This window comes from Streptomyces antnestii (assembly GCF_004005495.1).
GTDB lineage: Bacteria > Actinomycetota > Actinomycetes > Streptomycetales > Streptomycetaceae > Streptomyces > Streptomyces antnestii.
Genome location: NZ_RZYA01000005.1, coordinates 97,050 through 122,953 on the forward strand (window position 1 = coordinate 97,050; position 25,904 = coordinate 122,953).

The window sequence follows — 25,904 nt, forward strand, 5'->3', positions numbered from 1 at the left end:
TCAGATCAGCGCGAACTGGCCGCCCGGGCCCTCTTCGTGGTGGTCGAGGACGGACGCGGGCCGTCGCGTGGTCTGCGCGGGCGGCAGGACACGGGCCCGCCGCAGGTCGGCCGCCGTGACGAGCGCAGTCGAGCCGGTGATCAACTCATCCTGGAGCGGGCGCAGTTCGGCGAGCAGCGCCAGGCCCGTGACGATCTCCAGGAGCTCCGAGGTCCAGGACTGCGGCCAGCCGCCGGGGCGGATCGCCGCGAGCGTGCCCGGCTCGGGGGCCGCGGTTCTGCGGGCGAACCACTGCTCGATCACCCGCACCCCGCTCACATGGAAGTCCCAGGCCGCGGCCGGGACGGGGGAGATGCGGCCGTCGCCGACGAGCAGGGCCTCCTCCTCGCGGTCGTAGAGCAGGTCGGCGGGGGAGGCGGGGAGCGGGGCGCGCACGTACGGGCGGCGGCCGCCGGGGAGTTTGGGACGGTCGCCCTCACCACCCCGGCGCAGCAGCCACAGGATCCGCTCGCCGAGCGCCGTGCCCGAGGCCCAGACATCGGCGTCGTCCGGGAGCGGCACGCGGGGGCCCTGGGGCGATGGGCGCGCCGCGGCGAGGATCCAGGCGAGCAGGTCCCGCGCCTCGACCGGGTGCCCGAACCGTCCCGCGAGCTCCGTGAGAAGACCGGGCGTCACATTGGGTTCCCGGCCTCCGGGGCGCCGGTAGAGCGGGCGGATGCGGCCGGGGCGTCCCGCCGGGGAGCGGCCCTCGGGCAGGATCGCGCAGGCGAGCACCGCGGGACCGCCCGCCCCGGGCACGAACCCCTGCTCGACGAGGAACAGCTGGCTGTCGTCGGCCACCCGCCACAGCTCGGGCCGCGCCGCGTCGATCAGCCGGTGGTCCGGTATCAGCCACTGCTCGTCGAAGGGGGCGTGCAGCACACGGACGGGGTCGGGGCAGGGGCCCTCGGCGTGCGTCAGATCGTCCGTCGACGTGTGCCGGCCGGGCAGTTGCGCGACGGCCGTGCGCAGGGTGCGGGCCCGGCTCGGTTCGAGCAGCCTCTCGCGGTCCGGCCCCGTGGCCCGGACGAACGCGGCCCAACGGGCCTTCAGGGACGCCGGGTCCGGCGCCATCGGCCAGGTGCGGCCGAGGCGCAGCGGCTGGACGGACCACGGCACGAGGTCCGCGAGCAGCGGCGCGTCAACAAGGCTTGCGTGGCTGTCGGGCGTCACGCCGGGCATCGTACGACGCGGTCAGTGCGCGTCGAGGGTGACCGTGAAGGAGAACCGGTCGCCGCGGTAGTGGATGACGGCGACGTCGAGCGCCTGCCCGTCCTCGTCGTAGGTGATGCCCGTGTAGTGCAGGATCGGGCTGAGCAGCGGCACCTGGAGAAGGCGGGCCGTCTCCGGGTCCGCGAGCCGGGCCTCGACGGTGTCCGTGATCCGGCTGATCCGCACCCCGACGACGTCGCGCAGCACCTTCGTCATCGGCCAGCGCACCAGGTCGTCCAGATCGACGCGGTCGGCGAGGTCGGCCCGGATGTAGTTACGGGCGTGGTTCGTCGGCTCGCCGGTCTTCTCGTCGCAGCGCAGCCGGTGATACGTCGCCACGGTCCGGGCGTCCGGGAAGTGCTCGGCGAGCGCCGAAGGCACCGGCACCGTGCCGTGGTCGAGCAGTTCGGTGGTCATGCCGGACTGCTGGGCCACGATGGCGTCGACCGACCCGAGCAGCCGCACGGGCGCGCCACGGCGCGCGTCCGGCTCGATGAACGTGCCGCGCCTGCGGTGCCGGGTGATGAGCCCCTCGTCCTCCAGCTCCTTCAGCGCCTGCCGCATGGTCAGGACGCTCACCCCGTAGTGCCCCGCTAGCTGCTCCTCGGTGGGCAGGCGCAGCGGGTCGTCGGGGGAGCGCCCGAGTATCGAGGCGCGCAGGGACTGCGACACCTGATACCAGAGGGGCAGCTTGCGGTTCAGGACGATCGAATCCGGAGCGAAGGAGGTCACGGGGTTATCCGTATCTGTCGCGGGCGCGCGATGCAATGCCGGTCCCGGGGGGCGGGAATCGTCTGCGGCTCCGGTGGGGGCTTGTTGCGCAGTTCCCCGCGCCCCTAAAGGCATGCGCTGCGCGCAGCCTTCCCCGATGAGATGCCGCACGCAGTGCGCATCTCAGGGGCGCGGGGCTGTGTCTATTAGCGGCTCCGCCGCGGGGCGCGACCAGCCCCCGCTCACCCGCGCCCGAAATGCCGCTCAAGCCCCCGCCACACGTCGTCGTAGCCGCGCTGCAGGTGCCCCGCCTCCGCGGCCTGTCGCGCCAGCGACACCGGCCAGCGCGTCTCGAACATGAACGCAAGGCCGTCATCGATCTTCTGCGGACGCAGCTCCGCCGCGCTGGCCTTGTCGAACGTCTCCCGGTCGGGCCCGTGCGCGGACATCATGTTGTGCAGCGAACCACCGCCCGGCACAAACCCTTCGGCCTTCGCGTCGTACGCCCCCTCGATCAGGCCCATGTACTCGCTCATGACGTTCCGGTGGAAGTACGGCGGCCGGAACGTGTCCTCGCCGACCAGCCAGCGCGGCGCGAACACCACGAAGTCCACGCCCGCGAGCCCCGGGGTGTCGCTGGGCGACGTCAGGACCGTGAAGATCGACGGGTCCGGGTGGTCGTAGCTGATCGACCCGACGGCGTTGAAGCGACGCAGGTCGTACGCGTACGGAACATGGTTGCCGTGCCAGGCGACGACGTCGAGCGGCGAGTGGTCGTAGGTGGCGGTCCAGAGGTTTCCGCAGAACTTGTTCACCACCTCCACCGGTCCCTCGGTGTCCTCGTACGCGGCGACGGGGGCCCTGAAGTCCCGGGCGTTCGCCAGGCCGTTGGCGCCGATCGGGCCGAGGTCGGGGAGGCGGAAGGGGGCGCCGTAGTTCTCGCACACGTAGCCGCGGGCGGTCGGGCTCTGCCCGCCGTCCGGCACAGTGTCGAGAAGGTCGACGCCGAAGCGGACGCCGCGCGGGACGAGCGCGATGTGGCCCGGCTCGACGGCCAGCAGGCCGAACTCGGTGCGCAGCAGCAGGCCGCCGCGCTCGGGGACGATCAGCAGCTCGCCGTCCGCGTCGCTGAACACCCGGTCCGTCATGGAGGAGTTGGCGTGGTAGAGGTGCACGGCCATGCCCTCGCGCCGGCTCGCGTCACCGTTCCCGCCGACCGTCCACAGGCCCGCCAGGAAGTCCGTGCCGGGTGCCGGCTCGGGCAGCGGGTTCCAGCGCAGCCGGTTGGGGTCGGGGACCGACTCGGTGAAGGGGCCGGTGCGGAGCGCGCCGTTGTCCGTGCGCACGAACGCCGGGTGCGCGGCCGAGGGGCGGATCCGGTACAGCCACGAACGCCGGTTCTGCGCCCGCGGCTCGGTGAACGCGGTGCCGCTCAACTGCTCCGCGTAGAGGCCGAGCGGGGCGCGCTGCGGCGAGTTGCGGCCGTCGGGCAGGGCGCCGGGCACCGCCTCCGAGCTGTGCTCGTTGCCGAAGCCCGAGAGGTGGGCGAGCCCCTCGGCGGTCTTCCTCACGTCACGCATGTCGCTCCCTCGTCCCTGATTCCTATGCTTAACCGTAGGATTCCTGTTTTCCTCGCGCAAGGGGGCCCGCGGAGCTGAACAGTCCTCTACTCTCCGGGGAATGCCGTGGACGACGCCGGGCCTGTCGTGGATGCGGGTGGCACTCTTCGCCGCCCTCGCGCTCTGCGCCGTGCTCGTGGGCGTCGTGGCCTGCGGCGGAGGAGGCGGCCACGCGCCGCGACAGGTCGGCCGGCTCCTGGAGACGGCCGACGAGGAGGGGCACCGCTATCGACAGATCGACCAACAGGACGCACCGGAAGTCGGGGTCGAGGTGACGACCGACACCGGAAAGGGCTGGGACGTCCGGCTCGCCCTGCGCCGCTTCAGCTTCAGCCCCGCCCGCACGGCCCCCGGGTCCGCCGTCGCCGGGCACGGCTACGCCCAGCTGTACCTCGACGGCAGGCCGGTCGCCCGGCTGCGCGCCGACGGGTACCGCCTGCCCCTGACCCGCGTCACCCGGGGCACCCACCACGTGACCGCCCGCCTCTACGCCGACGACCGCACGGTGTGGGCCGTCGAGGGCCGGCCCGTCGAGGCGACCGCGGACCTCACGGCGTCGGGCGCGGACACCACGCCCGACGCCACCGGCACGGGGAGCAAGTGACGGCCATGGACCCCGTACCGATTGACCCCGTACCGATGGACCCGATACCGATGGACCCCGTACCCCACCCGGCATCCCTGCGCCGCGCGCCCGTCCAGCAGCGCAGCGCCGAACGCCTCAGCCGGATACTCGACTCCTGCGCCCAACTGCTCGACGAGGGCGGCTACGAGGCGCTCAGCACCCGGGACGTGGCGGGCCGCGCAGGCGTGCCCATCGGCTCCGTGTACCGCTTCTTCGGCAACAAGCGCGCCCTCGTCGCCGCCCTCGCCGAGCGCAACCTGGCGCGCTACGCCGAGCGGATCACCGAGCGGATGACGTTGATCCCCGAGGGCGACTGGCGGGCCGCGATGGACGCCGTCCTCGACGAGTACCTCGCCATGAAGCGCACGGCCCCCGGCTTCTCCCTCATCGACTTCGGCAACCAGATCCCCGTCGGCGCACCCGACGCCGACCCCAACCATGTCCTCGTCGAGCGCCTGACCGGACTGCTCGCCGGTCACCTCGGCCGCACCCCCGACGCCACCCTGCGCCGTTCGTTCCTGGTCGCCGTCGAGTCGGCGGACGCCCTGGTCAGACTCGCCTTCCGGCTCGACCCGGCGGGCGACGAGGGCGTCATCGCGGAGACGCGGGAACTGCTCCACGCCTATCTGGCAAGGGTGTTGGACTGAGGGACAGGTTCATGGGCAAGGACTGCCCAACATGCCTACCGGTCGGTATCCTCGCGGTGTCCGTGCGTACCGCCGCCCGCCAGGGGAGTACCCATGTCCCGTACCGCCCTCCGCATCTGCCCGCTCTGCGAAGCCACCTGCGGGCTCACCCTCACCATCGAGGGGACGCGGGTGACCGGCGCGCGAGGCGACCGCGACGACGTGTTCAGCCGGGGCTTCATCTGCCCGAAGGGCGCCTCCTTCGGTGCCGCCGACGCCGACCCCGACCGGCTCACCGGACCCCTGGTGCGGCGGAACGGCCGCCTCCAGGAGGCGAGCTGGGACGAGGCGTTCGACGCCGTCGCCGAAGGCCTGCGGCCCCTCATCGAGACGTACGGGCCGCACGCCGTCGGCGTCGTCCTCGGCAACCCGAACGTGCACACCATGGCCGGTGCCCTCTACCCGCCCGTCCTCCTCGGCGCCCTCGGCACCCGCAGCCTGTTCACCGCCAGCACCGTCGACCAGATGCCCAAACACGTCTCCAGCGGACTCCTCTTCGGCGACGCCAATGCCATTCCTGTGCCCGACCTCGACCGGACCGGCCATCTGCTCCTCATCGGCGCCAATCCCCTGGAGTCCAACGGCAGCCTGTGCACCGCCCCCGACTTCCCCGGCAAGCTCAAGGCCCTGCGCGCCCGTGGCGGCACCCTGACCGTCATCGACCCGCGCACCACCCGCACGGCCCGGCTCGCCGACCGGCACCTCGCGATCAGGCCCGGCACCGACGCGCTCCTCCTCGCCGCCATGACGCACGTCCTGTTCGACGAGAAGCTCGCCGACCCCGGCCCCCACCTGACGGGACACCTCGAAGGACTCGACGAACTCGCCGACGCCGTACGGGACTTCACCCCCGAAGCCGTGTCCGCGCACTGCGACATCGACGCCGGCGTCATCCGGCAGCTCGCCCGCGACCTCGCCGCCGCGCCCACCGCCGCCGTATACGGCCGCATCGGCAGCAGCACCGTCACCTTCGGCACGCTCACCAGCTGGCTCGTCGACGTACTGAACATCCTCACCGGCAACCTCGACCGGCCCGGCGGCGCCCTCTTCCCGCTCGCCGCCACCGACCGCGCACCGCGGCCCGCCACCCCCGGCAAGGGGTTCACGCTCGGCCGCTGGCGGAGCAGGGTCAGCGGCCACCCCGAGGCCAAGGGGGAGCTGCCCCTCGCCGCGCTCGCCGAGGAGATCGACACCCCGGGCGACGGCGCCGTCCGCGCCGTGATCGCCATCGCCGCCAACCCCGTCCTGTCCGCACCCGACGGCGACCGTCTCGACCGCGCGCTCGACTCCCTCGACTTCATGGTCAGCGTCGACCCCTACCTGAACGAGACCTCGCGCCACGCACACGTCGTCCTGCCGCCGCCCCCGCCGTCCCGCAGCGCCCACCACGACTTCGCCTTCAACACGCTCGCCGTGCGCAACCAGGTCCGCTACACGCGCCCCGCCGTCCCCCTCGACGAGGGCCGCATGGCGGAGACCGAGATCCTGGCCCGCCTCGTCCTCGCCGCGACCGGCATGCACGGCGCCGACCCCGCCGCCGTCGACGCCATGGTGATCGACCGGAACCTCGCCAAGGCCGTCGCCGACCCGCACTCCGCCGTCCACGGCCGCGACCCCGCCGACCTCGCCGTGCGGCTCACCGGCGAGAGCGGACCCGAGCGCCGCCTCGACCTGATGCTCCGCCTCGGCCCCTACGGCGACGGCTTCGGCGCACAGCCCGACGGGCTCACCCTCGCCCGGCTCCTCGACCACCCGCATGGCATCGACCTGGGTCCGCTGAAGCCCCGTATCCCCGCCAACCTGAAGACCCGTTCCGGCCGGATCGAACTCCTGCCCGCGCCCATCGCCGACGACCTGCCGCGCCTGCGCGCCGCCCTGGACACCCGACAGGACGGCCTCGTCCTCGTCGGCCGCCGCCATCTGCGCTCCAACAACAGCTGGATGCACAACATCCCCGCCCTCACCGGCGGATCCAACCGCTGCACCCTGCACGTCCACCCCGACGACGCGGCCCGCCTCGGCCTCACGGACGGGCTGCCCGCGCTCGTGCGGTCGGCCGGGGGGCAGGTCGCCGCCCCGGTCGAGGTCACCGACGCCGTACGCCGGGGAGTCGTCAGCCTGCCCCACGGCTGGGGCCACGACCGGCCCGGCACGCGCCTGACCGTCGCCGCCCAGGACCCCGGAGTCAACGTCAACCAGCTCCTCGACGGCACCCTCCTCGACCCGCTCTCCGGCAACGCCGTGCTCAACGGAATCCCCGTCGACGTACACCCAAGCCTGTGACCTGGAGTTCTGCGCTTATTGCTCGCATGTCAACATCTTGTTAACGCTTGAGCGCGCGCCCTAACGTCTCGCTGACCGCCTCCCCAGGCGAAGTTCAAAAGTTCGACGGCGAACGATAGGAACCCACCCCATGCTGACGATCCTCGGATTCGTCATGATCGCCACCTTCCTGGTGCTGATCATGATGAAGAAGGTGTCGCCGATCGCGGCGCTCGTGCTCATTCCGGCTCTCTTCTGCGTCTTCGTGGGCAAGGGAGCCAAGCTCGGCGACTACGTCGTCACGGGCATCGGCGATCTCGCGCCGACGGCCGCGATGCTGATGTTCGCCATCGTCTACTTCGGCGTGATGATCGACGTCGGCCTCTTCGACCCGATCGTGCGGGCCATCCTGCGCTTCGCCAAGGCCGACCCGGTCCGCATCGTCGTCGGCACGGCCGTCCTCGCGGCGATCGTCTCCCTCGACGGCGACGGCTCGACCACCTTCATGATCACGGTCTCGGCGATGTACCCGCTGTACAAGCGCCTCAAGATGAGCCTGATCGTGATGACCGGTGTCGCCGCGACCGCCAACGGCGTCATGAACACGCTGCCCTGGGGCGGCCCCACGGCCCGCGCCGCGACCGCGCTGAAGCTCGACGCCAGCGACATCTTCGTGCCGATGATCCCGGCGCTCGCCGTCGGTCTGGTCTTCGTCTTCGCCCTCGCCTACGTCCTGGGCCGCCGTGAGCGCAAGCGCCTCGGTTACCTCTCGCTGGACGCGGTCACGGAGACGGTCACGGAGTCGTCCGACGCGAAGGTCCTCGTCGGTGCGGGTGCGGGTGCGGGTTCTGGTGCCGGTGCCGGTAACAAGGCTTCCGGCGGCTCGGGTTCCGGCTCCGGCGCGGACGCGCCCTCGTACCAGAACGAGGAGGGCGAGACCTTCTCGGCGCTCGACCCGAAGCGCGCCACCCTGCGCCCCAAGCTCTACTGGTTCAACGCGCTCATGACGGTCACCCTGCTGACCGCCATGATCATGGAGTGGCTGCCGATCCCGGTCCTGTTCATCCTCGGCGCCGCGCTCGCCCTCACGGTGAACTTCCCGCACATGCCCGACCAGAAGGCCCGCATCGCCGCCCACGCCGAGAACGTCCTGAACGTCTCCGGCATGGTCTTCGCCGCCGCCGTCTTCACCGGCGTCCTCCAGGGCACCGGCATGGTCGACCACATGGCCAAGTGGGTCGTCGGCGGCATCCCCGACTGGATGGGCCCGCACATGGCCCTGGTCACCGGCGTCCTGTCCATCCCGTTCACGTACTTCATGTCGAACGACGGCTTCTACTTCGGCATCCTGCCCGTCCTCGCCGAGGCCGGTCAGGCGCACGGTGTCTCCACCCTGGAGATCGCCCGCGCCTCCCTCATCGGCCAGCCGCTGCACATGTCGAGCCCGCTCGTCCCCGCCGTCTTCGTCCTCGTGGGCATGGCCAAGGTCGAGTTCGGCGACCACACGAAGTTCACCGTCAAATGGGCCGCTCTCACCGCTCTGGTGATCCTCGGCGCAGGACTCCTCTTCGGGATCATCTGACCCCGATGAGCCTCACGACAGAGCCCGGCAGGAGAAGCTGGCTGCTCCGCCTCGTCATCGCCTTCAGCTTCGCGCAGGGGGCGGTGTCGATGGCGCGGCCCGCCGTCTCCTACCGGGCTCTCTCGCTGGGCGCGGACGAGCGCGCGATCGGTGTGATCGCGGGCGTGTACGCGCTCCTTCCGCTGTTCGCGGCCGTACCGCTCGGCCGCCGCACCGACCACGGCCGGTGCGCGCCCCTGCTGCCCGTCGGTGTCGTCCTCATCGCCGGTGGCTGCGCGCTCAGCGGCACGGCGCACTCCCTCGGCGCGCTCGCCGCCTGGAGCGGGGTGATGGGGCTCGGCCATCTGTCGTTCGTGATCGGCGCGCAGTCGATCGTCGCCCGGCAGTCCGCCCCGGCCGAACAGGACCGTAACTTCGGGCACTTCACGATCGGCGCGTCCCTGGGGCAGCTCATCGGGCCGATCGCGGCCGGCGCGCTCATCGGGGGGCCGCGGCTGGCATCCACGAGCGCGTTCGCGCTGGTCGTCGCGGCCGTCGTCGCCGCGGTCTCCTTCACGTCGCTGTGGCGCATCGAGCACGCGCGTACGGGGACGGGGGCTGCCGCACCCGGCGGGCCGCGCGTCCCCGTCGGCCGCATTCTGCGTACGCGGGGTGTGCCCGGCGGCATCTTCATCTCCCTCGCCGTGCTGTCCGCGACGGACATCCTCACGGCGTACCTGGCCGTCGTCGGCGAGCACCGGGGGATCGCGCCGTCCGTCGTCGGCCTGCTGCTGAGCCTGCGGGCGGCCGCCACGATCGCCTGCCGGCTCGTCATGACGCCGATGCTGCGGTGGCTCGGGCGGGCGGCACTTCTTGCGACCACGTGTCTGGTGGCGGGGGTGGTGTGTGCGGGGATCGCGCTGCCCGTGCCGGTGTGGGGGCTCGGCCTGATGCTCGCCGTGCTCGGGTTCTGTCTGGGGGTGGGGCAGCCGTTGTCGATGACGACGGTGGTGCAGGCGGCGCCGGACGACGCGCGGTCCACGGCCCTCGCCCTGCGCCTCACGGGCAACCGCCTGGGGCAGGTGGCCGCGCCGGCGGCGGCGGGGCTCGTGGCGGGGGTCGCGGGGGTCGCGGCGCCGTTCCTGATGCTGGGCGCGTTGCTTGTGGGGGCGGCGGGGGTGGGGGTACGGAGGAATTCAGCCCCTCCGGCGTTTGAGGAGCGGGGTCTGGGGCGGAGCCCCAGGTATTTCGGGAAGGGGCGGGCTGGGGGAGAAAGAACCAAACCCTAGCCCCGGGCAGCCCGTTCCCACACGGCGAGCGCCTCCCCCTCCGCCAGCAGTTCCCCCGCCTCCCGCGCCCGCGTCGCCTCCGCGAGGGCCAGCGAACCCGCCTCCGCGGGGCGGCCCGCCTCCAGATGGGCCCAGGCCGGGAGATGCCCCGCGTCGGACGCCCCGGCCAGCAGCGTGAGCGCGGCTTCGGGCTCGCCCCGGCGCACGCACAACTCGGCCCGCGCGAGCCGCACTTCCTGCTGTGCCTGCCGGTCGCCCTGCGCGTCGGCGGTACGCCCCGCGTGGTCAAGGAGGTTCGCGCAGGACCCGGCGTCACCCGACCGCATCCGTACCCGCGCGAGCGCGGCGAGGGCGTACGGCGCGCACCACCCGGTGTGCGGCTCCGACTCGCGTACGGCGTCCCGCGCGAGGTCGTGCGCCGCGTCGAACTCCTCCAGGAGCAGATGGATCTCGGCGAGGTTGGCCCGCTCGAAGGCCGCCGCCGTCGGGTCGCCGGACCGCTCGGCGAGGGCGAGGGCGCGCTCGCCCGTCGCGACGGCCTCCCGCAGGCGGCCCGACCTGCGCGCGTGCTCGCGCAGGACGGAGAGGACCGAGCCGAGCAGCTGCGGATCCCCGTACGCCTCCGCGTGCGGCAGCGCCCGGTCGGCCACGGTCCTGGCCCGCGCGAACCGTCCGGCGAGGGCCAGCGACGTGGCCTGCGTGGCGAGGGAGCGCGCGAGCAGCCCGCGCTGTTCGGGCCCGGTCACCAGGAGCGCCGCCTCGTGCGCGGCTTCTCCCGCCGTGACGGCCTCCGGGTAGCGCCCGGTGACGAAGCACAGGACGGAGCGGGCGAGATGGTGCGCGTTGGCCGCCTCGGGGGAGGTGTCCGGGGAGGGCCGCGCCCCGTCGAGGAGCGCGAACCCCTCCTCCGTGGACCGGGTCTTCGCGAGGACCTCGGCGAGCCGGGCGGCGGCAAGGACCCGGCCGTCCTCGTCACCGTGGCGCGCCAGGTCGTCGAGGGCCTCGCGCAGTATGCGTGCCGCGTCGTCGTAGCGGGCCATGCGGCGCAGCACGGCCGCCCGGTCGATCCTTGCCTTCGCCGACTCGGCGGCGAACGCGTCGAGCCGGTCGGTGAGCTGGGCGTAGTAGTGGTCGGCCGTGTCGTTCGCGCACAGGGCGGCGGCGCGCTCGGCTGCCTGCCGGAGATAGCCGGTGGCGCGCGGGTCGCCGGCGCGTGTCAGATGCGCGGCGAGGGTGTCCACGGCGTCGGGCCTGCGTCGCAGCACGGCTTCCGCGTAGGCGGAGTGCAGGAGTCGGCGGCGGGCGGCCGAGAGGCGTTCGTAGCAGGTCAGGCGGACCAGCGGGTGGCGGAAGGTGAGGCCGGGGACGCCGCGTCCGTCGGCGACGACGTCCCGTTCGGCGAGGACCGACGCCGCGACGGCCGCGTCGGCGCCGGCCGTCGCCTCGGCGACGGAGAGGGACGGGTGGAGGCCGGCGCTCGCCACGTCGAGGACCTCGGCGAGCGCCGCGTCCCCGCCGGCCACGGCCACGGCCTCCACGACCCGGCGCGCGGCGGGCCCGAGCCCCGCGAGCCGCGCGGCCACCAACTGCCGTACGCCGGACGGCGTCCGCCGCTCCGGGTCGCCGCCGTCCGCGCCGGGACCGTCGCGGCCGTCTCCGTACGCGCGGGCCAGTTCGAGCGCGAACAGCGGGTTGCCGAGGGACAGGTCCCACACCCGTTCCGGGACGCTCGCCCCGGCCGGCAGGCCGAGCGCGTCGGCGGCGAGGGTCAGGCAGTCGGCGCGCCCGAGCCGTTCCAGGTCCACCGGGCGGGCGAGCCCCTGCCGCACGAGCGAGTCGAGGCCCGGGCGGCGGGGATCCGTCTCGGTGAGTTCCTCCGCCCGGTACGTCACCACGAAGCGCAGGGGGCCGCGGGCCGTCCTGGCCCGCCGCGCCAGATGCCCGAGCAGCTGGAACGAGCCCGCGTCGGCCGCGTGCAGATCGTCGAGGACGACGAGGACGGGCGCGGTCCGGGCGAGGTCGCCGAGCAGGCCCGCCGCCGCCCGGAAGAGCCGTTCCCGCTCCTCCTCCGGGCTGCGCCGCGCACCGCCGCCCGCCAGGCCCAACGAGGGGAGGAGCGAGGCAAGTTCGGGATATTCGGCGCCGGCCCCGGCGCGCTCGGCGGGCGGCCGGTCCGCGAGCCAGCCGTCCAGCGCCTCCACGAACGCCCCGAACGGCGTGTGCCCCTCGGCGTCGTGCCCCGCTCCCCACAGCACGGCCGCCCCCTCGCCCGCCGCCCGCAGCGCCGCCTCCGTCACGAGCCGTGTCTTGCCGAGTCCCGCCTCGCCGCCCACGAGTTGCACGGGCGGCGCGTCGGGTGCGAGCAGCAGGGCGAGCGCCGCCTCGCGCCCGCGAAGAGGCGCGGGGGCCGGGCCGCGCAGCACGGCGGGCGGAGCGAAGCCCCCGGCGGGCCGTGCGACCGGGGCGGTGGTGGCTCCGCCGTCGAGGGCGAGCAGATGCAGACGCTCGGTCTCCGGGCCCGGACGCACCCCGAGTTCGGCGTCCAGGGACTCCCGGCAGGCGTGGAACTGGCGCACCGCCTGCCGCCGCAGCCCCTGCCGCAGATACGCGCCGATCAGGAGCTGATGGGCGCGCTCGTCGGCCGGGTTCTCGTCCAGGGCCCGCCGGGCGACCGCCGCCGCCTCCTCGGGCGCCCCCTCGTCGAGCAGCGCCTCCGCGAGCGCGATGCGCAGCCGCTCGGACACCACGGCCAGTTGCTCGCGCCGTGCCTCGGCCCAGGGCGCGTACCGGTCCTCGGGGAGCAGTTCGCCGGTGAAGGCGTCGAGCGCGGCGGCCAGCCGGTGCGACGAACCCGAGTCGAGTGCCTGGTGCGCCAGGCGTTCCGCGTGGTCCGCGTCGATCCACACCGTGCGCGGATCGAGTCGCAACAGCGCCCCGTCGGCGGTGAGATACGAGGATGTGGCGCGCGGCGCGAGTTCCGGTTCGAGGGCACGGCGCGCGGCGTGCAGGGCGACGCGCAGACTGCCGAGCGCGGCGGACGCGTCGGCGTCCGGCCAGCAGATGTCCATGGCCTGTTCGCGGTGCAGGCTGTGGCCGGGGGAGACGGCGAGGAGTTTGACGAGGGCGCGGGCGCTGGGGCGCGGCCACCGCTCGGCGAGTTCGGGCCCGCTGTCGCGAGTCGCCCGGAACCCGCCGAAAAGGTGCAGGCGCAGCAGTGGAGGAGCGGATTCTGTGCCGTGGTCCGTGTCGTCCGCGCCCATAAGGGCGCACTTTAACCGCCTTCTCCGGGCAGACCACAGGCCCCGGCCGAGGACCGGGGCCTGCGGTGCGAGGACCGGCGTCAGGAGAGCGTGGACACCGTCATCTGGTGGATGGCGTCGTCCTGCATCAGATAGCGGCCGCCCTGTGTCTGGGTCATGCGGTCGTAGCCCGTGGCGTCGAAGTTGAGGTTGACGACGTCGTCCACCCCGTCGCCGTCGAGGTCGGCGGCGAGATAGTTCCGGGCACCCGAGAACGTGATCCTGCCGACGGCGGCGGGGTAGTTGCGCCCCGCGGTGAGCACGGCCGGATCGTAGAGTTCGGCGCCCGCATCTGTACCCGCGATGAGCAGCCGCCGCCCGCCGGGCCCGGTGATGAAGCCGCCGGTCTCCGCAGTGGCCATTGTGTAGATCGAGTAGTCCTGGCCGCCGGGCGTGTAGGTGCGGAAGCTCGCCGTCCCCGCGAGGACGAGGCCCTCGTCACCGGTGAAGTAGTTCCCGAGGGTCCAGGCGCCGCCGGCGATGTCCTGGTGCAGCACCTCCCCGGTGCGGCCGTCGCGGATCTCGACGACGTTACGCAGGGTCGTCACGTCCGGGGTGGCGTTCACGTCGCTGGACGCCATGGTGACCCAGGTGTAGACGACCGCGTGCCCGTCCGCGTAGGGGATCTTCGGCGACGCGTACACCGCGTGACTCAGCACGGCCCCGTGCAGCTTGCCGTCCGACTGCTCGGGTGCCTTCGGGCCGGCCGTCCACTTCGGCGTACCGCTGCGGGCCTCCAGCGCCACCCCGTCGACGGCGGGAGATTCGAGGTCGAGCGCGTCGACGCTCGTGTACTGCGCGTACACCCGCCCCTCGGCCACGGCCGGATCGGCGAACAGCACGCTGCCCGCGCTCGCGGGCGCCGCGTACGTCCACAGCCTGGAGCCGTCGCCCCGGTAGGCGCGCAGCTTGTCGGTCGGCACGAGGATGTCGGCGCGCCGGTCGCCGTTCAGGTCGGCGACGGTGACGGAGCGCACGAACTGCCCGTCGCCGTCGATGCGGGCACGCGTCCTGCCCGTCCTTCCGTCGAGGACCACGACGGCCGTGTCGGCGGCCACCACGATCTCGTCGACTCCGTCACCGTCGACATCGCCCTTCTCGATGCCGTGCACCTGCCCGGGCACGGTCGCCTTCCACAGCAGCTTCGGCCTGCCGCCGGTCAGCGAGGGACCGGACCAGGCCCACACGCCGTGCGAGGTACCGCCCGCCACCACGTCCGGCTTCTTGTCGCCGTCGAGATCGGTGGCCTGCGCCGAGGACAGGTCGCCCTGGAGCGGCACCAGTTCCTCCTGCCGGCCACTGCCGAGGCCGTACGTCCGGACGTTCTGCTCCTGGTCGACGGCGCGCACGTGCCAGCCGTCGCCGTCCCGGAACGGCTGCTGGAACATGGGCGAGGCGCCGAGCCCCTTCTCCTGCCAGCGCACGGCGCCGTCCGCGCCGAAGACGGTGAGCGAGGCGAAGCGCCCGCCGCCCGGGTTGTCGGCGTCGTTGATGGCGGTGTCGTCCTGTGCGGACGCGACCAGCCTGCGGTCCACCACGTCGAGGCCCCAGACGCTGGGCCCGTCATGGGAGTTGTCCGCGTCCCGCTTCACGGTGTGTGACCACAGGGCGGTGCCGGCGTCGTCGCCGTCCATCACCCGCACGGTGTTGGCGTTGATCCACAGATACGGGTCGAGCGTCGACTCGCTGACCGCGTACTCGTTCTTCTTGTCGCCCGAGAAGTCGCCGACGGTCATGGTGACGGGCAGCGCGTTGATGCGGGTGTCGAGCGTCGTGCGCTTGCCGTCGGCCGGGTCGTACGCGTCGATCTCGTACTTCACCCCGGCCGTGGGGTCGGACTGCTCGAGCGCGACGAGCCGCCCGCGCGAGGCGTCCCAGTGCAGCTGACGGCTGAACAGGGGGCTCTCCGTACGCCACTTGACGTCGCCGTCGGCGGTGTCGAGTACGAGCGTGTGCCCCTGGCCCGCCGTGGTGGCGGTCTTACGGGTGTCCCAGGAGACGGCGGCCCGCCCGCCCCCGAGGTCCTCCACGGCGCCCCAGCCGGTGTTGCCGGTCTCCTTCGTGTCGTACGTCCAGGTGTGCGCCGGAGTCAGCGCCCCGTCGGCGTACGAGAAGCGGATACCGGTGAGCGTGGCCGTGGCGCCGGCCGGCCGGTTGAGGTTGTAGTACGGCGAGTCGGCGACGAGCAGGGTGCCGCCCACGATCTTCACGTGCCTGACGTACGCGTACAGCTTCGTCCACAGGGTGTCGCCGGTCCGGCCGTCGAGGACGGTCACGAACGTGCCGTTGGGCAGGGCCGATCCGGGCGAGGTGAACGGGCGGTACGGACTGATGCCGACGCTCGCCGAGAAGACGACGTCGGGCACGCCGTCACCGGTGAGGTCGCCGGTGTCGTACCCCTGGCCGGAGGCGGGAGTGAAGGGGCTCACCGCGTTGTAGCCCATCATGATGCGGGCCGGGCCCGGCTCCTTCTGCCAGGGCTTGGTCGGCTTGTCCTGCCAGTCGGCGTGCAGCGACGCGCTGTCGCGGCGCCACAGCGCGGTCCCGTCGGCCTTGCTGCGCTGCACACTGCCGAGGCTGTGCAGGGTGAAGTAGTCGCCGTCCCTGCCCCCGGCGGGCAGGGTGGCGCCGAGGCCGCGCACGCCTTCCAGCGTCGACTTCGGGCCGATGGTGACGCTGCCGGTGGCGTCCGCATTGCCTTCCGTCGCCTGCGGTGCGGAGGCCTCGCGGTCGTTCGCCCCCTGCGGGTCGACGGTCTCGCGGTCGGCGTCCGCGTACGGGTTCAGCAGGGCGTGCTCCGCGAGCTTCTCCGCCTGGCTGTCCGTCAGCGTCAGCAGGGAGCCGTCGTCGGCGGCGAGGGCGGGCGGCGCGGCGCTCAGCGCCAGGCCGGCCGCGACCAGCGCGGAGGCGAGCCGTAGCGCCCGCCGTGAGGTGGTGGGTCTCATCACTTGGCTCCCTGGGCGATACGGATGGCCGAACCGGCGGTCAGGACCGGCTCGTCGAAGGAGTACTGGAGGGCGTCCGTGCCGGCCTGGTTCTCGATGCCGACGGTCGCGCTCGCACCCTTGCCCGGCACGGACAGGTACTGCAGCGTGATGCCGCCGGTGGCCTCGTCGAAGACGGCCTCGAAGGTGGCGCGGGCCGCACTCCCGTCCGCGAAGGCGGCGTTGTTCCAGACGACGGCGAACTTGCGGCTGCCCGCACTGCCCGTGGTCGCCGTCTGCACGCTCGACTTCCTGTCCAGGACGAGGTCGTCCCAGAAGGCCGCGACGATTCCGTTGGGCTTGAGGGCGGACGGCAGCGCTTCGTTGGCGTAGTCGCCGACGCGCGGCTCAAGGAAGTTGATCAGGCCGTTGGTGGTGACGGAGGCGCTGGTGTACGGGACGCCGTACAGCTTCACGGGGAAGGGCAGCGCGAGCGTCTTCGCGTCCTCCTCGCCGCTGAGTGCGACCTTGGTGCTGCCCGGGATCCAGGAGTAGGCGGCGGGGGTGCAGCTGTTGCCGGCGCTGTCGGAGCGGGCGGGCACCCGGGCGGTGACCGTCTCGTCGCCGTTCACGGCCAGTTCACCGCTGTACGTGCCGTTGCACAGGACGGGCGCGGCGGGTGTCGCGGTCAGTGTGTAGGCGCCCTCGGCGACCTTCGGCAGGGTGAAGTGTCCGGCCGCGTCGGTGGTGACGGGGGCGACGGGAGTGCCCGCGACCCGGACGGTGGCCTTGGGCAGAGGCGCGCCGGTGACGTCGAGGACGGTGCCGGACACGGCGTGCGAGGCGACCGGGTTCAGGGCGAAGTCCTCGGTGGCCTGCTCGCCGGTGGTGACGGTGACGGCGGACCTGGCCCCGTCCGCGTAGCCGTATCCGCCGAGGGTGAAGTCGTAGGTGCCCGCGGGGAGGGTGAGCCGGTAGGAGCCGTCGGCGGCGGTCGTCACCGTACGGGTGGACGTGGCGCCGGAGGCCTTCACCGCGATCCCGGCGAGGGCGGCACCGGTCGCCTTGTCGGTGACCTTTCCGGTGACGGTCGCGGCGGTGTGCGGCGCCTTGTCGACGGAGGCGAGGATGTCGAGCTTGCCCTCGCCCCACACGTTGTTGGCGCCGGCGGTGCCGCCGCAGTGCGTGTCGTCGACGTCGGTCGCGCCCTCGTTCAGGAGCTTGCGGGTCGCGTCGATGTTGCCGATCAGCGAGGGAGCCGACGACCAGAGCAGGGCCACGGAGCCCGCGACGTGCGGGGTCGCCATCGACGTACCGGAGATCGACCTGTACGTGTTGCCCGGCCAGGTGGAGCGGACGTTGACGCCCGGGGCCGAGATGTTCGGCTTCATGGAGCCGTCGAGCCGGGAGGGCCCGAAGCCGGAGAAGTCCGCGATCTTCCCGTCCACGTCGTACGCGCCGACGCCGTACGCGGGAGCCTGCGAGCCCGGCGCGTGGCCGGTCGAACAGGTCACGCCGTCACCGTCGTTGCCGGACGCGAACGCCTCGAAGATCCCTGCCGCGTTCCAGGCCTCGACGATGTCCTGGTAGAACGTCGTGTCGCCGCCGCCCCAGGAGTTGTTCACGATGTCGGGGGCGAGGTCGGGGCGCGGGTTCTGCCCGTTGTGGTCGGTCGGCGCGAGGATCCACTGGCCGGCGGCGAGCAGCGAGGAGTCCGAGCAGGAGCTGGACTCACAGCCCTTCGCGGCGATCCACTTCGCGCCGGGCGCGACGCCCACGCCGCCCGCGCCGACCATGGTGCCCATGGTGTGGGTGCCGTGACCGTTGTTGTCGCAGGGCGCAGAGGTGGGGCACTGGCCGGTCGGGTCGTACCAGTTGTAGTCGTGGGTGAAGGACCCGTCGCCGTTGTTGCCGCGGTAGTTGGCCTTGAGGGCCGGGTGGTCGTACTGGACGCCCGAGTCGACGTTGGCGATGACGACGCCCTCGCCGCGGTCGTCGTACTGGTCCCAGACCTGGTCGGCCTTGATGTCCTTGACCCCCCACTCGGCGGTGTCGGACGTGGCGGCGGCGCCGGACACCCGGCTCTCGGTGGCGTCCAGCGCGTAGTGGTGTTCCTCGACGATGCTCGCCACGTCGGGGCGCTTCGCCAGGTCCTCGACGAGCCGCTCGCCGCCGGTCACCTGGACTGCGTCGGCGATCCAGAAGGACCGGTAGCCGACCTTCGCCCGGTCGAGGAAGGACCGCAGGGGCCGCTGGCTGTCCGCCGCCTCGGCGCGCAGCGCGGCGAACGCCGACCTCGCCTTGGCCGCGTGGGACTTCTCGCTCCTGGCGGCCGTCAGGTCCGCCTGCTTCTTGAGGACGACGAAGAAGGTCGACTCCTTGCCCTTCGCGACAGCGTCGAGCACGGACGGGTCGACCTCGGCGGGGCTCTTCGCGGTGGTGCGTTGCGCGGTGCTGCCTTGCGCGGTGGTGCTCTTCGCGGTGGCGCCTTGCGTGGTGGCGCCGGACTGTGCGAAGGCGGGGGCCGGGCCGGTCAGCACGGCCGCCGCCGTGATCGCGGCCGCGGCCCACGCGGCGGATCTGCGCCGGGGGGATCGGGGCAGGTGCATACGAGCGCTCCTCCAGGACTGGTACGGGGGAGCCCGTCCGCCGCCGTACCTACGGGGGAAGGCGCGGGAGCGGGGCGGGCCGGCCCCGGACGCTAGGAGGGAGCCGTTACTGGCGCATTACCGGCCTGGCCCCCGGCGACATCGCGCGCCCGGCATGACACCGTGACCGGAGCCATGAAACCGGCCTCTGGCGCCCCAAAACTAACAGCGCTAGTTTGGGCCGCGGACGACTACGCCGTAGCGGACGACCGTGCCGCGGAAGCGGCACCCCGGGAGGAAAAGCGATGAAGGCCCACGACGGGATGTACATCGGCGGCGCGTGGCGGGCCGCCGCGGGCACGGACACGATCGCGGTGGTCGACCCGGCCGACGAGCAGGTCATCGCCCATGTCCCGGCGGGCGTCGCCGAGGACGTGGACGCGGCCGTGTTCGCCGCACACGAGGCGTTCCCCGCCTGGGCCGCGACCCCGCCCGCCGAGCGCGCCGCGAGGATCGCCGCCCTGCGGGACGTCCTCGTCGCCCGCAAGGACGAGATCGCCGAGACCGTCACCGCCGAACTCGGCGCGCCCCTGCAGTTCTCGCAGACGGTGCACGCGGGCGTACCCGTCCTGGTGGCCGGCTCCTACGCCGAACTCGCCGCCTCGTACGCCTTCGAGGAGAAGGTCGGTAACTCCACCGTCTACGCGGAGCCGGTCGGCGTCGTCGGCGCGATCACGCCCTGGAACTACCCGCTCCACCAGATCGTCGCCAAGGTCGCCCCCGCGCTCGCGGCGGGCTGCACCGTGGTCCTCAAGCCCGCCGAGGACACCCCGCTCACCGCCCAGCTCTTCGCCGAGGCCGTCCACGAAGCCGGCATCCCCGCAGGCGTGTTCAACCTCGTCACCGGGCTCGGCACGGTCGCGGGCCAGGCGCTCGCCGAGCACCCGGGCGTCGACCTGGTCTCCTTCACCGGATCCACCGCCGTCGGCAAGCAGATCGGTGCCACGGCGGGCGCCGCCGTCAAGCGCGTCGCCCTCGAACTCGGCGGCAAGTCCGCCAACGTCATCCTGCCGAGCGCCGACCTCGCCAAGGCCGTCGCCGTGGGCATCGCCAACGTCATGGGCAACTCCGGCCAGACGTGCAGCGCCTGGACCCGCATGCTCGTCCACACCTCCCAGTACGACGAGGCCGTCGCGCTCGCCGCCGAGGCCGCCGCCAAGTACGGCGACCGGATCGGCCCGCTCGTCAACGCCAAGCAGCACGCACGCGTGCGCGGCTACATCGAGAAGGGCGTCGCCGAGGGCGCCAGGATCGTCGCCGGCGGCCCCGAAGCCCCGCGCGACAAGGGCTACTTCGTCAGCCCGACCGTCTTCGCCGACGTCACCCCCGAGATGACCATCGCCCAGGAGGAGATCTTCGGGCCGGTCGTGTCGATCATCCGCTACGAGGACGAGGCGGACGCCCTGCGCATCGCCAACGGCACCGTGTACGGCCTCGCGGGCGCGGTCTGGGCGGGCGACGAGGCCGAGGCGGTGGCGTTCGCGCGCCGCATGGACACCGGCCAGGTCGACATCAACGGCGGCCGCTTCAACCCGCTCGCCCCGTTCGGCGGCTACAAGCAGTCGGGCGTCGGCCGCGAACTGGGCGCGCACGGCCTGTCCGAGTACCTCCAGACCAAGTCTCTCCAGTTCTAGCCAGCCCTCCAGTTCTGACCAGCCCCCTGTGCTAGGAGTTCCGCGCATCATGGTCCGTGCCGCTGTACTGCCCGCCGTCGGCTCTCCCCTGGAGATCACCGAGATCGACCTGCCCGAACCAGGACCCGGCCAGGTCCGTGTCAGGCTCGCCGCCGCCGGGGTCTGCCACTCCGACCTGTCCCTGACCAACGGCACGATGCGGGTACCGGTGCCCGCCGTGCTCGGCCACGAGGGCGCCGGGACGGTCGTCTCCGTCGGCGAGGGCGTCACCCATGTCGCGCCCGGCGACGGCGTCGTTCTCAACTGGGCGCCCGCGTGCGGGAAGTGCCACGCCTGCACGCTCGGCGAGGTCTGGCTGTGCGCCGACGCGCTCACCGGCGCCGGCGCGGTGTACGCCCGCCGCGCCGACGACGGCAGCGACCTCCACCCCGGTCTGAACGTCGCCGCGTTCGCCGAGGAGACGGTCGTCGCCGAGAACTGCGTCCTGCCCGTCCCCGACGGCGTCCCCCTCACCGACGCGGCCCTCCTCGGTTGCGCCGTCCTCACCGGGTACGGCGCCGTGCACCACTCCGCGCGGGTCCGCGAGGGCGAGACGGTCGCCGTGTACGGCGTCGGCGGGGTCGGCCTCGCCACGATCCAGGCGGCCCGCATCGCCGGCGCCTCGAAGATCATCGCCGTGGATGTCTCCCCGGCGAAGGAGGAACTGGCCCGCACGGCCGGGGCCACGGACTACGTCGTCGCCTCCGAGACCACCGCACGTGAGATCCGCGCCCTCACCGGCAAGCAGGGCGTGGACGTCGCGGTCGAGTGCGTGGGCCGCGCCGTGACCATCCGCAGCGCGTGGGAGTCCACGCGGCGCGGCGGCCGCACGACGGTCGTCGGCATCGGCGGCAAGGACCAGCAGGTCACCTTCAACGCCCTGGAGCTCTTCCACTTCGGCCGCACGCTCTCCGGCTGCGTCTACGGCAACTCCGACCCGGCGAAGGACCTGCCGGTCCTGGCGGGGCACGTCCGTGCGGGCCGCCTGGACCTGAGCGCCCTGGTGACGGAGCACATCGGGCTCGACGGCATCCCCGCTGCCTTCGACAACATGGTCGCCGGGAAGGGCGGCCGGGCGCTGGTGGTGTTCTAACCGCCGTCCAAGACGTCCTCAAACGCCGGACGGGCTGAAATTCAGCCCGCCCGGCGTTTGGGGACCCTTGAGGATCGGGGCCCGGGGGGAAGAAAAAACCGCACGTGCACCACCTGTTGACCTGCATACCGTCCGGTCAGTACGTTCCCGGGACACGGCGCCGCCCCCCTCGTCCCCGTCCCCATCCCGCACCCACCGGAGTGTGCAACGCATGGACACGGCCCCATCCGCTCGCCCCGCGACAACCCCCTCCTCCGAAGCGGAGACCCGCGCGAGGAGAAAGGTCGCCACCGCAGCCGCGCTCGCCTCGGCCGTCGAGTGGTACGACTACTTCGTCTTCGGCATCGCGGCCGCCCTGGTCCTCGGCCACCTCTACTTCCCCTCGGGCAGCTCGTCGGCGGGCGTGCTCGCCGCCTTCGCGACCTTCGCCGTCGGCTTCCTCGCCCGTCCGCTCGGCGGCATCATCGCCGGACACCTCGGCGACAAGCGCGGCCGCAAGCCCATGCTGGTCCTCGCCCTGACCCTGATGGGCCTCGCCACCACGGGCATCGGCCTGCTCCCCACGTACGACACGATCGGCGTGGCCGCGCCGATCCTGCTGGTCGCCCTGCGCGTCGTGCAGGGGCTCGCCGTCGGCGCCCAGTGGGGCGGCGCGATGCTCATGGCCACCGAGTACGCCCCCGAGGGCAAGCGCGGTCTCTACGGCAGCCTCGTCCAACTCGGCGTCCCCATCGGCGTGGTGACGGCCAACACCGTCTTCCTGCTCGCCGGCGCCTTCACCAGCGACAGCGCCTTCGCCGCGTGGGGCTGGCGACTGCCCTTCCTGGTCGGTCTGCTCGTCCTCGCCCTCGCCTGGTACATCCACGCGAAGGTCGAGGAGACCCCCGAGTTCAAGGCCGCCGAGCAGGAACTGGCCAAGGCGGAGGCGGACCGCTCCCGCTCCCCGCTGCGCACGATCCTGCGGGACCACCTCGGCACGGTCTTCCTCGCGGGCGGCTCCTTCGCCGTGAACACCGCGACGTTCTACATCATCATCACGGGCGTCCTCGACTACACGACCCGCGAACTCGGCATGAAGCGCGAGGCCGTCCTGATGGTCTCGCTCTGCATCAGCCTCACCCAACTCGCCCTGATCCCCGCGTCCGCGGCCCTGTCCGACCGCATCGGACGACTGCGGATCTACGCGCTGGGGGCGGTCGGACTCGTCGTGTGGGCCGTGCCGATGTTCCTGCTCATCGACACGGGCTCGCTGCTCTGGCTGGCCGTCGGCACCTTCGTCACCAGCTGCTTCCTGAGCATCATGTACGGGCCGCAGGCCGCGCTCTTCGCCGAGCTGTTCACCGCCGAGATGCGCTACACCGGGGCCTCGCTCGGCTACCAGATCGCGGCGGTGTTCGGCGGCGGGCTCGCGCCGTTCGTGATGGTGCTGCTCCTGGAGGCGACCGGCACGTCGATGTCCGTCTCCGGCTACATCATCGGCCTCGGCGTGATCGCCCTCGTCTCCATCAAGGTGCTTGCGCGGCGGGCGGCCGCGCGCTGAGCGCACCCTCCCGCACCGGCTCCGGGGCCGAGGGCTCCGGGGCCGGTGTGCGCAGCCCGGGGAAGGACCGGGCCGCCGCCAGGAAGGCGAACGTGGTCAGCACGAAGGGCCAGGTGAACGTGTGCCCTCCGGACGGCGCGAACACCGCGGCCATGGCCGAGGTCGCCACGGTCGCGGTGAAGGCGCCCGCCACGGCGTACGCGAGCGTGCGCGTTCCCGCCTCCAGGAACACCCCGCACAGGGCGAGCGCCACGAGGATCGCGTTGTAGCCCATCGTCCCGTCGGCGACCTGTGCGGCGGGCGCGCCGAGCGCCCACCCCGAGAGGATGCCGACGACGCTTCCCACGCAGGCCACGGCGGCGGCCGTGCGGCTCGCCACGAGGAGCGCGGCGAGCACCAGGGCACCGACGTACCACTGCGGCATGAAGAAGACCTCGGCGAAGCCGGTGAAGAACCCGTGCCACAGGTCGGTGAAGCCGAGCGAGGTCGACCCGGTCGCCGGGTGGGTGAGTGCGGCGAGCCCTTCGCCGTGGTGCCAGATCCGCTGGAACCCCGGGGCGGCCGTGGTCATCGCGCTGGCGAGGAGGCAGTAGGGGAGCGTCAGCGAGGGCAGGTTCCACGTGCCGAGCAGGTTGACGACGGCCGCGGTGACCACGGTGACGACCACGCAGCCGACCGCCGCGAGCAGCGCCGTCGACAGATGGCCGGCGCCCAGGAAGACCGCGAAACACAGTGCTGTCAGGCAGGCGTTGAACCCTTCGAGCCCGACGGTGACGCGCTCGCGGTCCGCGCCGAGCAGCCGCGAGGTGGCCGTGCCGACCGCCGTGCCGGCGAGCGCGTAGAGCCCGTACCGCCACCCGGCGGCGAACATCGCGACGGCGAGGACCAGGCCGGCCCACACGCTGGGCAGGAAGACGACCTGGGCCTGCCCGCGCAGGACCTGGACGGCGAACTGTCTGCAACCCGAGCGCCAAGTATGGAGTGTTCCGCCAGGAGTTGGGCTGTTTTCAGCCTGCCGCATACCGGGCTCCCGTGTTACGTGCATGTTTCGCCGACCAGAACGGATGCACTTTACAGCTATCTCGGGAAGTCAGGAAGAAGGGGTCAGGAAGCAGGGGGAAGCGGGGGGCGGGAAGCAGGGGGGCACCCGGGTGGACGACGCTCCTTTCGGGACACCCCTTAGCGCAGCGCCTCCGCTGAGCGCAGCGCCTCCGCTGAGCGCAGCGCCTCCCCTGAGCGCAGCGCCTCCCCTGAGCGCAGCGCCTCCGCTCAGCGCAGCGCCTCCGCCTCGATTCCCAACGCGTCGCCGAACGCCCGCTCCCCGTCCGGCGTCACCTTCACGGCCCGCTCGGACCCGATCCGTACGACCCAGCCCGCGTCGAACGCGCGGCTGCACAGCGCCGCGCCCGCCGCGCCCGCGAGATGGGGCCGGCGCTCCGTCCAGTCCAGGCACGCCCGCGCCGCCGGCCGGCGCCCGCCCCGCGCCAGGTCGATCCCCAACGCGCCGAACAGGTCCACCCCTTGCCGGGTCAGCGCGAACCCCGTCTCCGTCCCCAGCTGCCCGCCCCGGACCAGCGCGTCCGTGAGGGCGATCCCGAGGCGCCCCGCGAGATGGTCGTAACAGGTGCGCCCGCGCGCCATCGCGTCCCGCGCGCTCACCGCCCGAAGCGTCCGCGGCCGTTCCCCGCCGCCCGGCGCCGCGAACACCGCGAGTTCCTCCACGAGCTGGGCCACGCGCGCGTCGGCGAGGCGCACGTAACGGTGGCGTCCCTGCCGTTCCTCGGCGAGGAGGCCGCCCGCCACGAGCTTGCCCAGGTGCTCGCTCGCCGTCGACGCGGCCACCCCCGCGTGCCGCGCCAGCTCGCCGGCGGTCCACGCCCGTCCGTCGAGCAGGGCGAGCAGACAGGCCGCTCGGGTCTCGTCGGCCATCAGTGCGGCGAGCGCGGCGAGGCGCGGCGCGCCCGGTTCCTGGGACTTCATGGGTCAAGGATGCGCCCGGCACCGTTCGGCCGCGGCCGAAGTGTCAGTGCGGGGCCGCGACCTGCTCGTACTGCTGCGTGAGCCCGTCGAGCAGCGCCGTGAGGCCCGTCTCGAAGGCCCGCTCGTCGATCTCCTCCTGGCGCCCGGCGAGCAGATGGGCCTGGCCGAGGTGCGGATAGTCCGCGGGGTCGTACGCCGTCTCGTCGCCGACGAAGCCCCCGGCGAAGGAGCCGAGCGCGGAGCCCGTCACGAAGTACCGCATGAGCGCGCCGATCGACGTGGCCTGGGCCGGGGGCCAGCCGGCGTCCACCATCGAGCCGAAGACGGCGTCGGCGAGGCGGAGCCCGGCGGGCCTGCGGCCCGGTCCCTGGGCGAGCACCGGCACGACGTTCGGGTGCTCGCGCAGCGCGGCCCGGTAGGACACGGCCCAGTCGTGCAGGGCGGTACGCCAGTCGCGGGCGTCCTGCGGGTCGAACATCGACAGGTCGACCTGGGCGCTGACCGAGTCGGCGACCGCCTCCAGGATCTGGTCCTTGGTGCGGAAGTGGTTGTAGAGCGAGGGGCCGCTCACGCCCAGCTCGGCGGCGAGCCGCCGCGTCGATACGGCCGCGAGGCCCTCGCTGTCGACGAGCGTGCGCGCCGCCGTGACGATGCGGTCTCTGCTCAGGAGGGGCTTGCGCGGTCGGGCCATGCGGCACATAGTAGGGCTGTCCACGAAAACTAGCAGTGCTAATTTAGTGCTC

At 72.9% G+C, this 25,904-nt stretch carries 17 protein-coding genes; 8 read left to right on the plus strand and 9 right to left on the minus strand.

The features are described 5' to 3' along the window. The 3 genes from EOT10_RS12910 to hmgA all read right to left on the minus strand — a co-directional run bounded on the left by EOT10_RS12910 (position 1) and on the right by hmgA (position 3,542). Complete coding sequence (locus EOT10_RS12910) at positions 1–1,221, minus strand: type ISP restriction/modification enzyme (protein WP_127828304.1); 1,221 nt, start codon at positions 1,219–1,221, stop codon at positions 1–3. A gap of 12 nt (positions 1,222–1,233) precedes the next feature. After that, positions 1,234–1,983, minus strand: coding sequence for a GntR family transcriptional regulator (locus EOT10_RS12915; RefSeq protein WP_127828305.1), 750 nt, complete (start codon positions 1,981–1,983; stop codon positions 1,234–1,236). Between the two features lie 221 nt (positions 1,984–2,204). Continuing rightward, positions 2,205–3,542 carry a homogentisate 1,2-dioxygenase gene (gene hmgA / locus EOT10_RS12920; RefSeq protein ID WP_127828306.1) on the minus strand — a complete coding sequence of 446 codons (1,338 nt, stop codon included), beginning with the start codon at positions 3,540–3,542 and terminating at the stop codon, positions 2,205–2,207. 100 nt (positions 3,543–3,642) lie between these two features. On the opposite strand from hmgA, the gene EOT10_RS12925 reads away from it, so the two are divergent. From EOT10_RS12925 to EOT10_RS12945, 5 genes are all read left to right on the plus strand, one after another. Next, positions 3,643–4,185 carry a hypothetical protein gene (locus tag EOT10_RS12925; RefSeq protein WP_127828307.1) on the plus strand — a complete coding sequence of 181 codons (543 nt, stop codon included), beginning with the start codon at positions 3,643–3,645 and terminating at the stop codon, positions 4,183–4,185. A gap of 50 nt (positions 4,186–4,235) precedes the next feature. Then, a complete protein-coding gene (locus tag EOT10_RS12930; protein ID WP_127828308.1) occupies positions 4,236–4,853 on the plus strand; it encodes a TetR/AcrR family transcriptional regulator in 618 nt (205 codons plus the stop codon). Between the two features lie 93 nt (positions 4,854–4,946). Further along, entirely contained in the window at positions 4,947–7,175 is a 2,229-nt protein-coding gene (locus tag EOT10_RS12935) for a molybdopterin oxidoreductase family protein (RefSeq protein WP_127828309.1), read from the plus strand. A 115-nt stretch (positions 7,176–7,290) separates the two neighbouring features. Beyond that, on the plus strand, positions 7,291–8,736 hold the full coding sequence (locus EOT10_RS12940; RefSeq protein ID WP_488803549.1) for a CitMHS family transporter: 1,446 nt from the start codon (positions 7,291–7,293) through the stop codon (positions 8,734–8,736). Positions 8,737–8,741: 5 nt separating this feature from the next. Further along, positions 8,742–10,004 carry an MFS transporter gene (locus EOT10_RS12945; RefSeq protein ID WP_127828311.1) on the plus strand — a complete coding sequence of 421 codons (1,263 nt, stop codon included), beginning with the start codon at positions 8,742–8,744 and terminating at the stop codon, positions 10,002–10,004. On the opposite strand, the gene EOT10_RS12950 is transcribed toward EOT10_RS12945, so the two are convergent. The 3 genes from EOT10_RS12950 to EOT10_RS12960 all read right to left on the minus strand — a co-directional run bounded on the left by EOT10_RS12950 (position 10,001) and on the right by EOT10_RS12960 (position 18,836). After that, positions 10,001–13,264: an ATP-binding protein gene (locus tag EOT10_RS12950; RefSeq protein WP_127828312.1), complete on the minus strand. Its 3,264-nt coding sequence runs from the start codon at positions 13,262–13,264 to the stop codon at positions 10,001–10,003. The two genes, EOT10_RS12945 and EOT10_RS12950, sit on opposite strands and share 4 nt — an antisense overlap. An 80-nt stretch (positions 13,265–13,344) precedes the next feature. Next, positions 13,345–16,248 carry an FG-GAP repeat domain-containing protein gene (locus EOT10_RS12955; RefSeq protein ID WP_127828313.1) on the minus strand — a complete coding sequence of 968 codons (2,904 nt, stop codon included), beginning with the start codon at positions 16,246–16,248 and terminating at the stop codon, positions 13,345–13,347. Further along, positions 16,248–18,836 carry a S8 family serine peptidase gene (locus EOT10_RS12960; RefSeq protein WP_127828314.1) on the minus strand — a complete coding sequence of 863 codons (2,589 nt, stop codon included), beginning with the start codon at positions 18,834–18,836 and terminating at the stop codon, positions 16,248–16,250. Before EOT10_RS12960 ends, EOT10_RS12955 begins: the two co-directional genes overlap by 1 nt. Positions 18,837–19,120: 284 nt before the next feature. Here EOT10_RS12960 and EOT10_RS12965 point away from each other — a divergent pair, with 284 nt between their 5' ends. The 3 genes from EOT10_RS12965 (at position 19,121) to EOT10_RS12975 (ending at position 23,181) form a co-directional block, all read left to right on the plus strand. Beyond that, positions 19,121–20,509: an aldehyde dehydrogenase family protein gene (locus EOT10_RS12965; protein ID WP_127828315.1), complete on the plus strand. Its 1,389-nt coding sequence runs from the start codon at positions 19,121–19,123 to the stop codon at positions 20,507–20,509. Positions 20,510–20,558: 49 nt separating this feature from the next. Then, on the plus strand, positions 20,559–21,641 hold the full coding sequence (locus tag EOT10_RS12970) for a Zn-dependent alcohol dehydrogenase (RefSeq protein WP_127828316.1): 1,083 nt from the start codon (positions 20,559–20,561) through the stop codon (positions 21,639–21,641). A gap of 211 nt (positions 21,642–21,852) precedes the next feature. Then, positions 21,853–23,181 carry an MFS transporter gene (locus tag EOT10_RS12975; RefSeq protein ID WP_127828317.1) on the plus strand — a complete coding sequence of 443 codons (1,329 nt, stop codon included), beginning with the start codon at positions 21,853–21,855 and terminating at the stop codon, positions 23,179–23,181. Here EOT10_RS12975 and EOT10_RS12980 read toward each other — a convergent pair. The 3 genes from EOT10_RS12980 to EOT10_RS12990 form a co-directional block, all read right to left on the minus strand. Continuing rightward, positions 23,147–24,202, minus strand: coding sequence for an urea transporter (locus EOT10_RS12980; protein ID WP_223280956.1), 1,056 nt, complete (start codon positions 24,200–24,202; stop codon positions 23,147–23,149). The two genes, EOT10_RS12975 and EOT10_RS12980, sit on opposite strands and share 35 nt — an antisense overlap. Positions 24,203–24,450: 248 nt before the next feature. Continuing rightward, a complete protein-coding gene (locus EOT10_RS12985) occupies positions 24,451–25,161 on the minus strand; it encodes an ArsR/SmtB family transcription factor (protein WP_127828319.1) in 711 nt (236 codons plus the stop codon). A 43-nt stretch (positions 25,162–25,204) separates the two neighbouring features. Beyond that, the gene (locus tag EOT10_RS12990) at positions 25,205–25,852 is read right to left on the minus strand and encodes a TetR/AcrR family transcriptional regulator (protein ID WP_127828320.1); all 648 of its coding nucleotides are present in this window, start codon (positions 25,850–25,852) and stop codon (positions 25,205–25,207) included. Positions 25,853–25,904 lie beyond the last annotated feature (52 nt).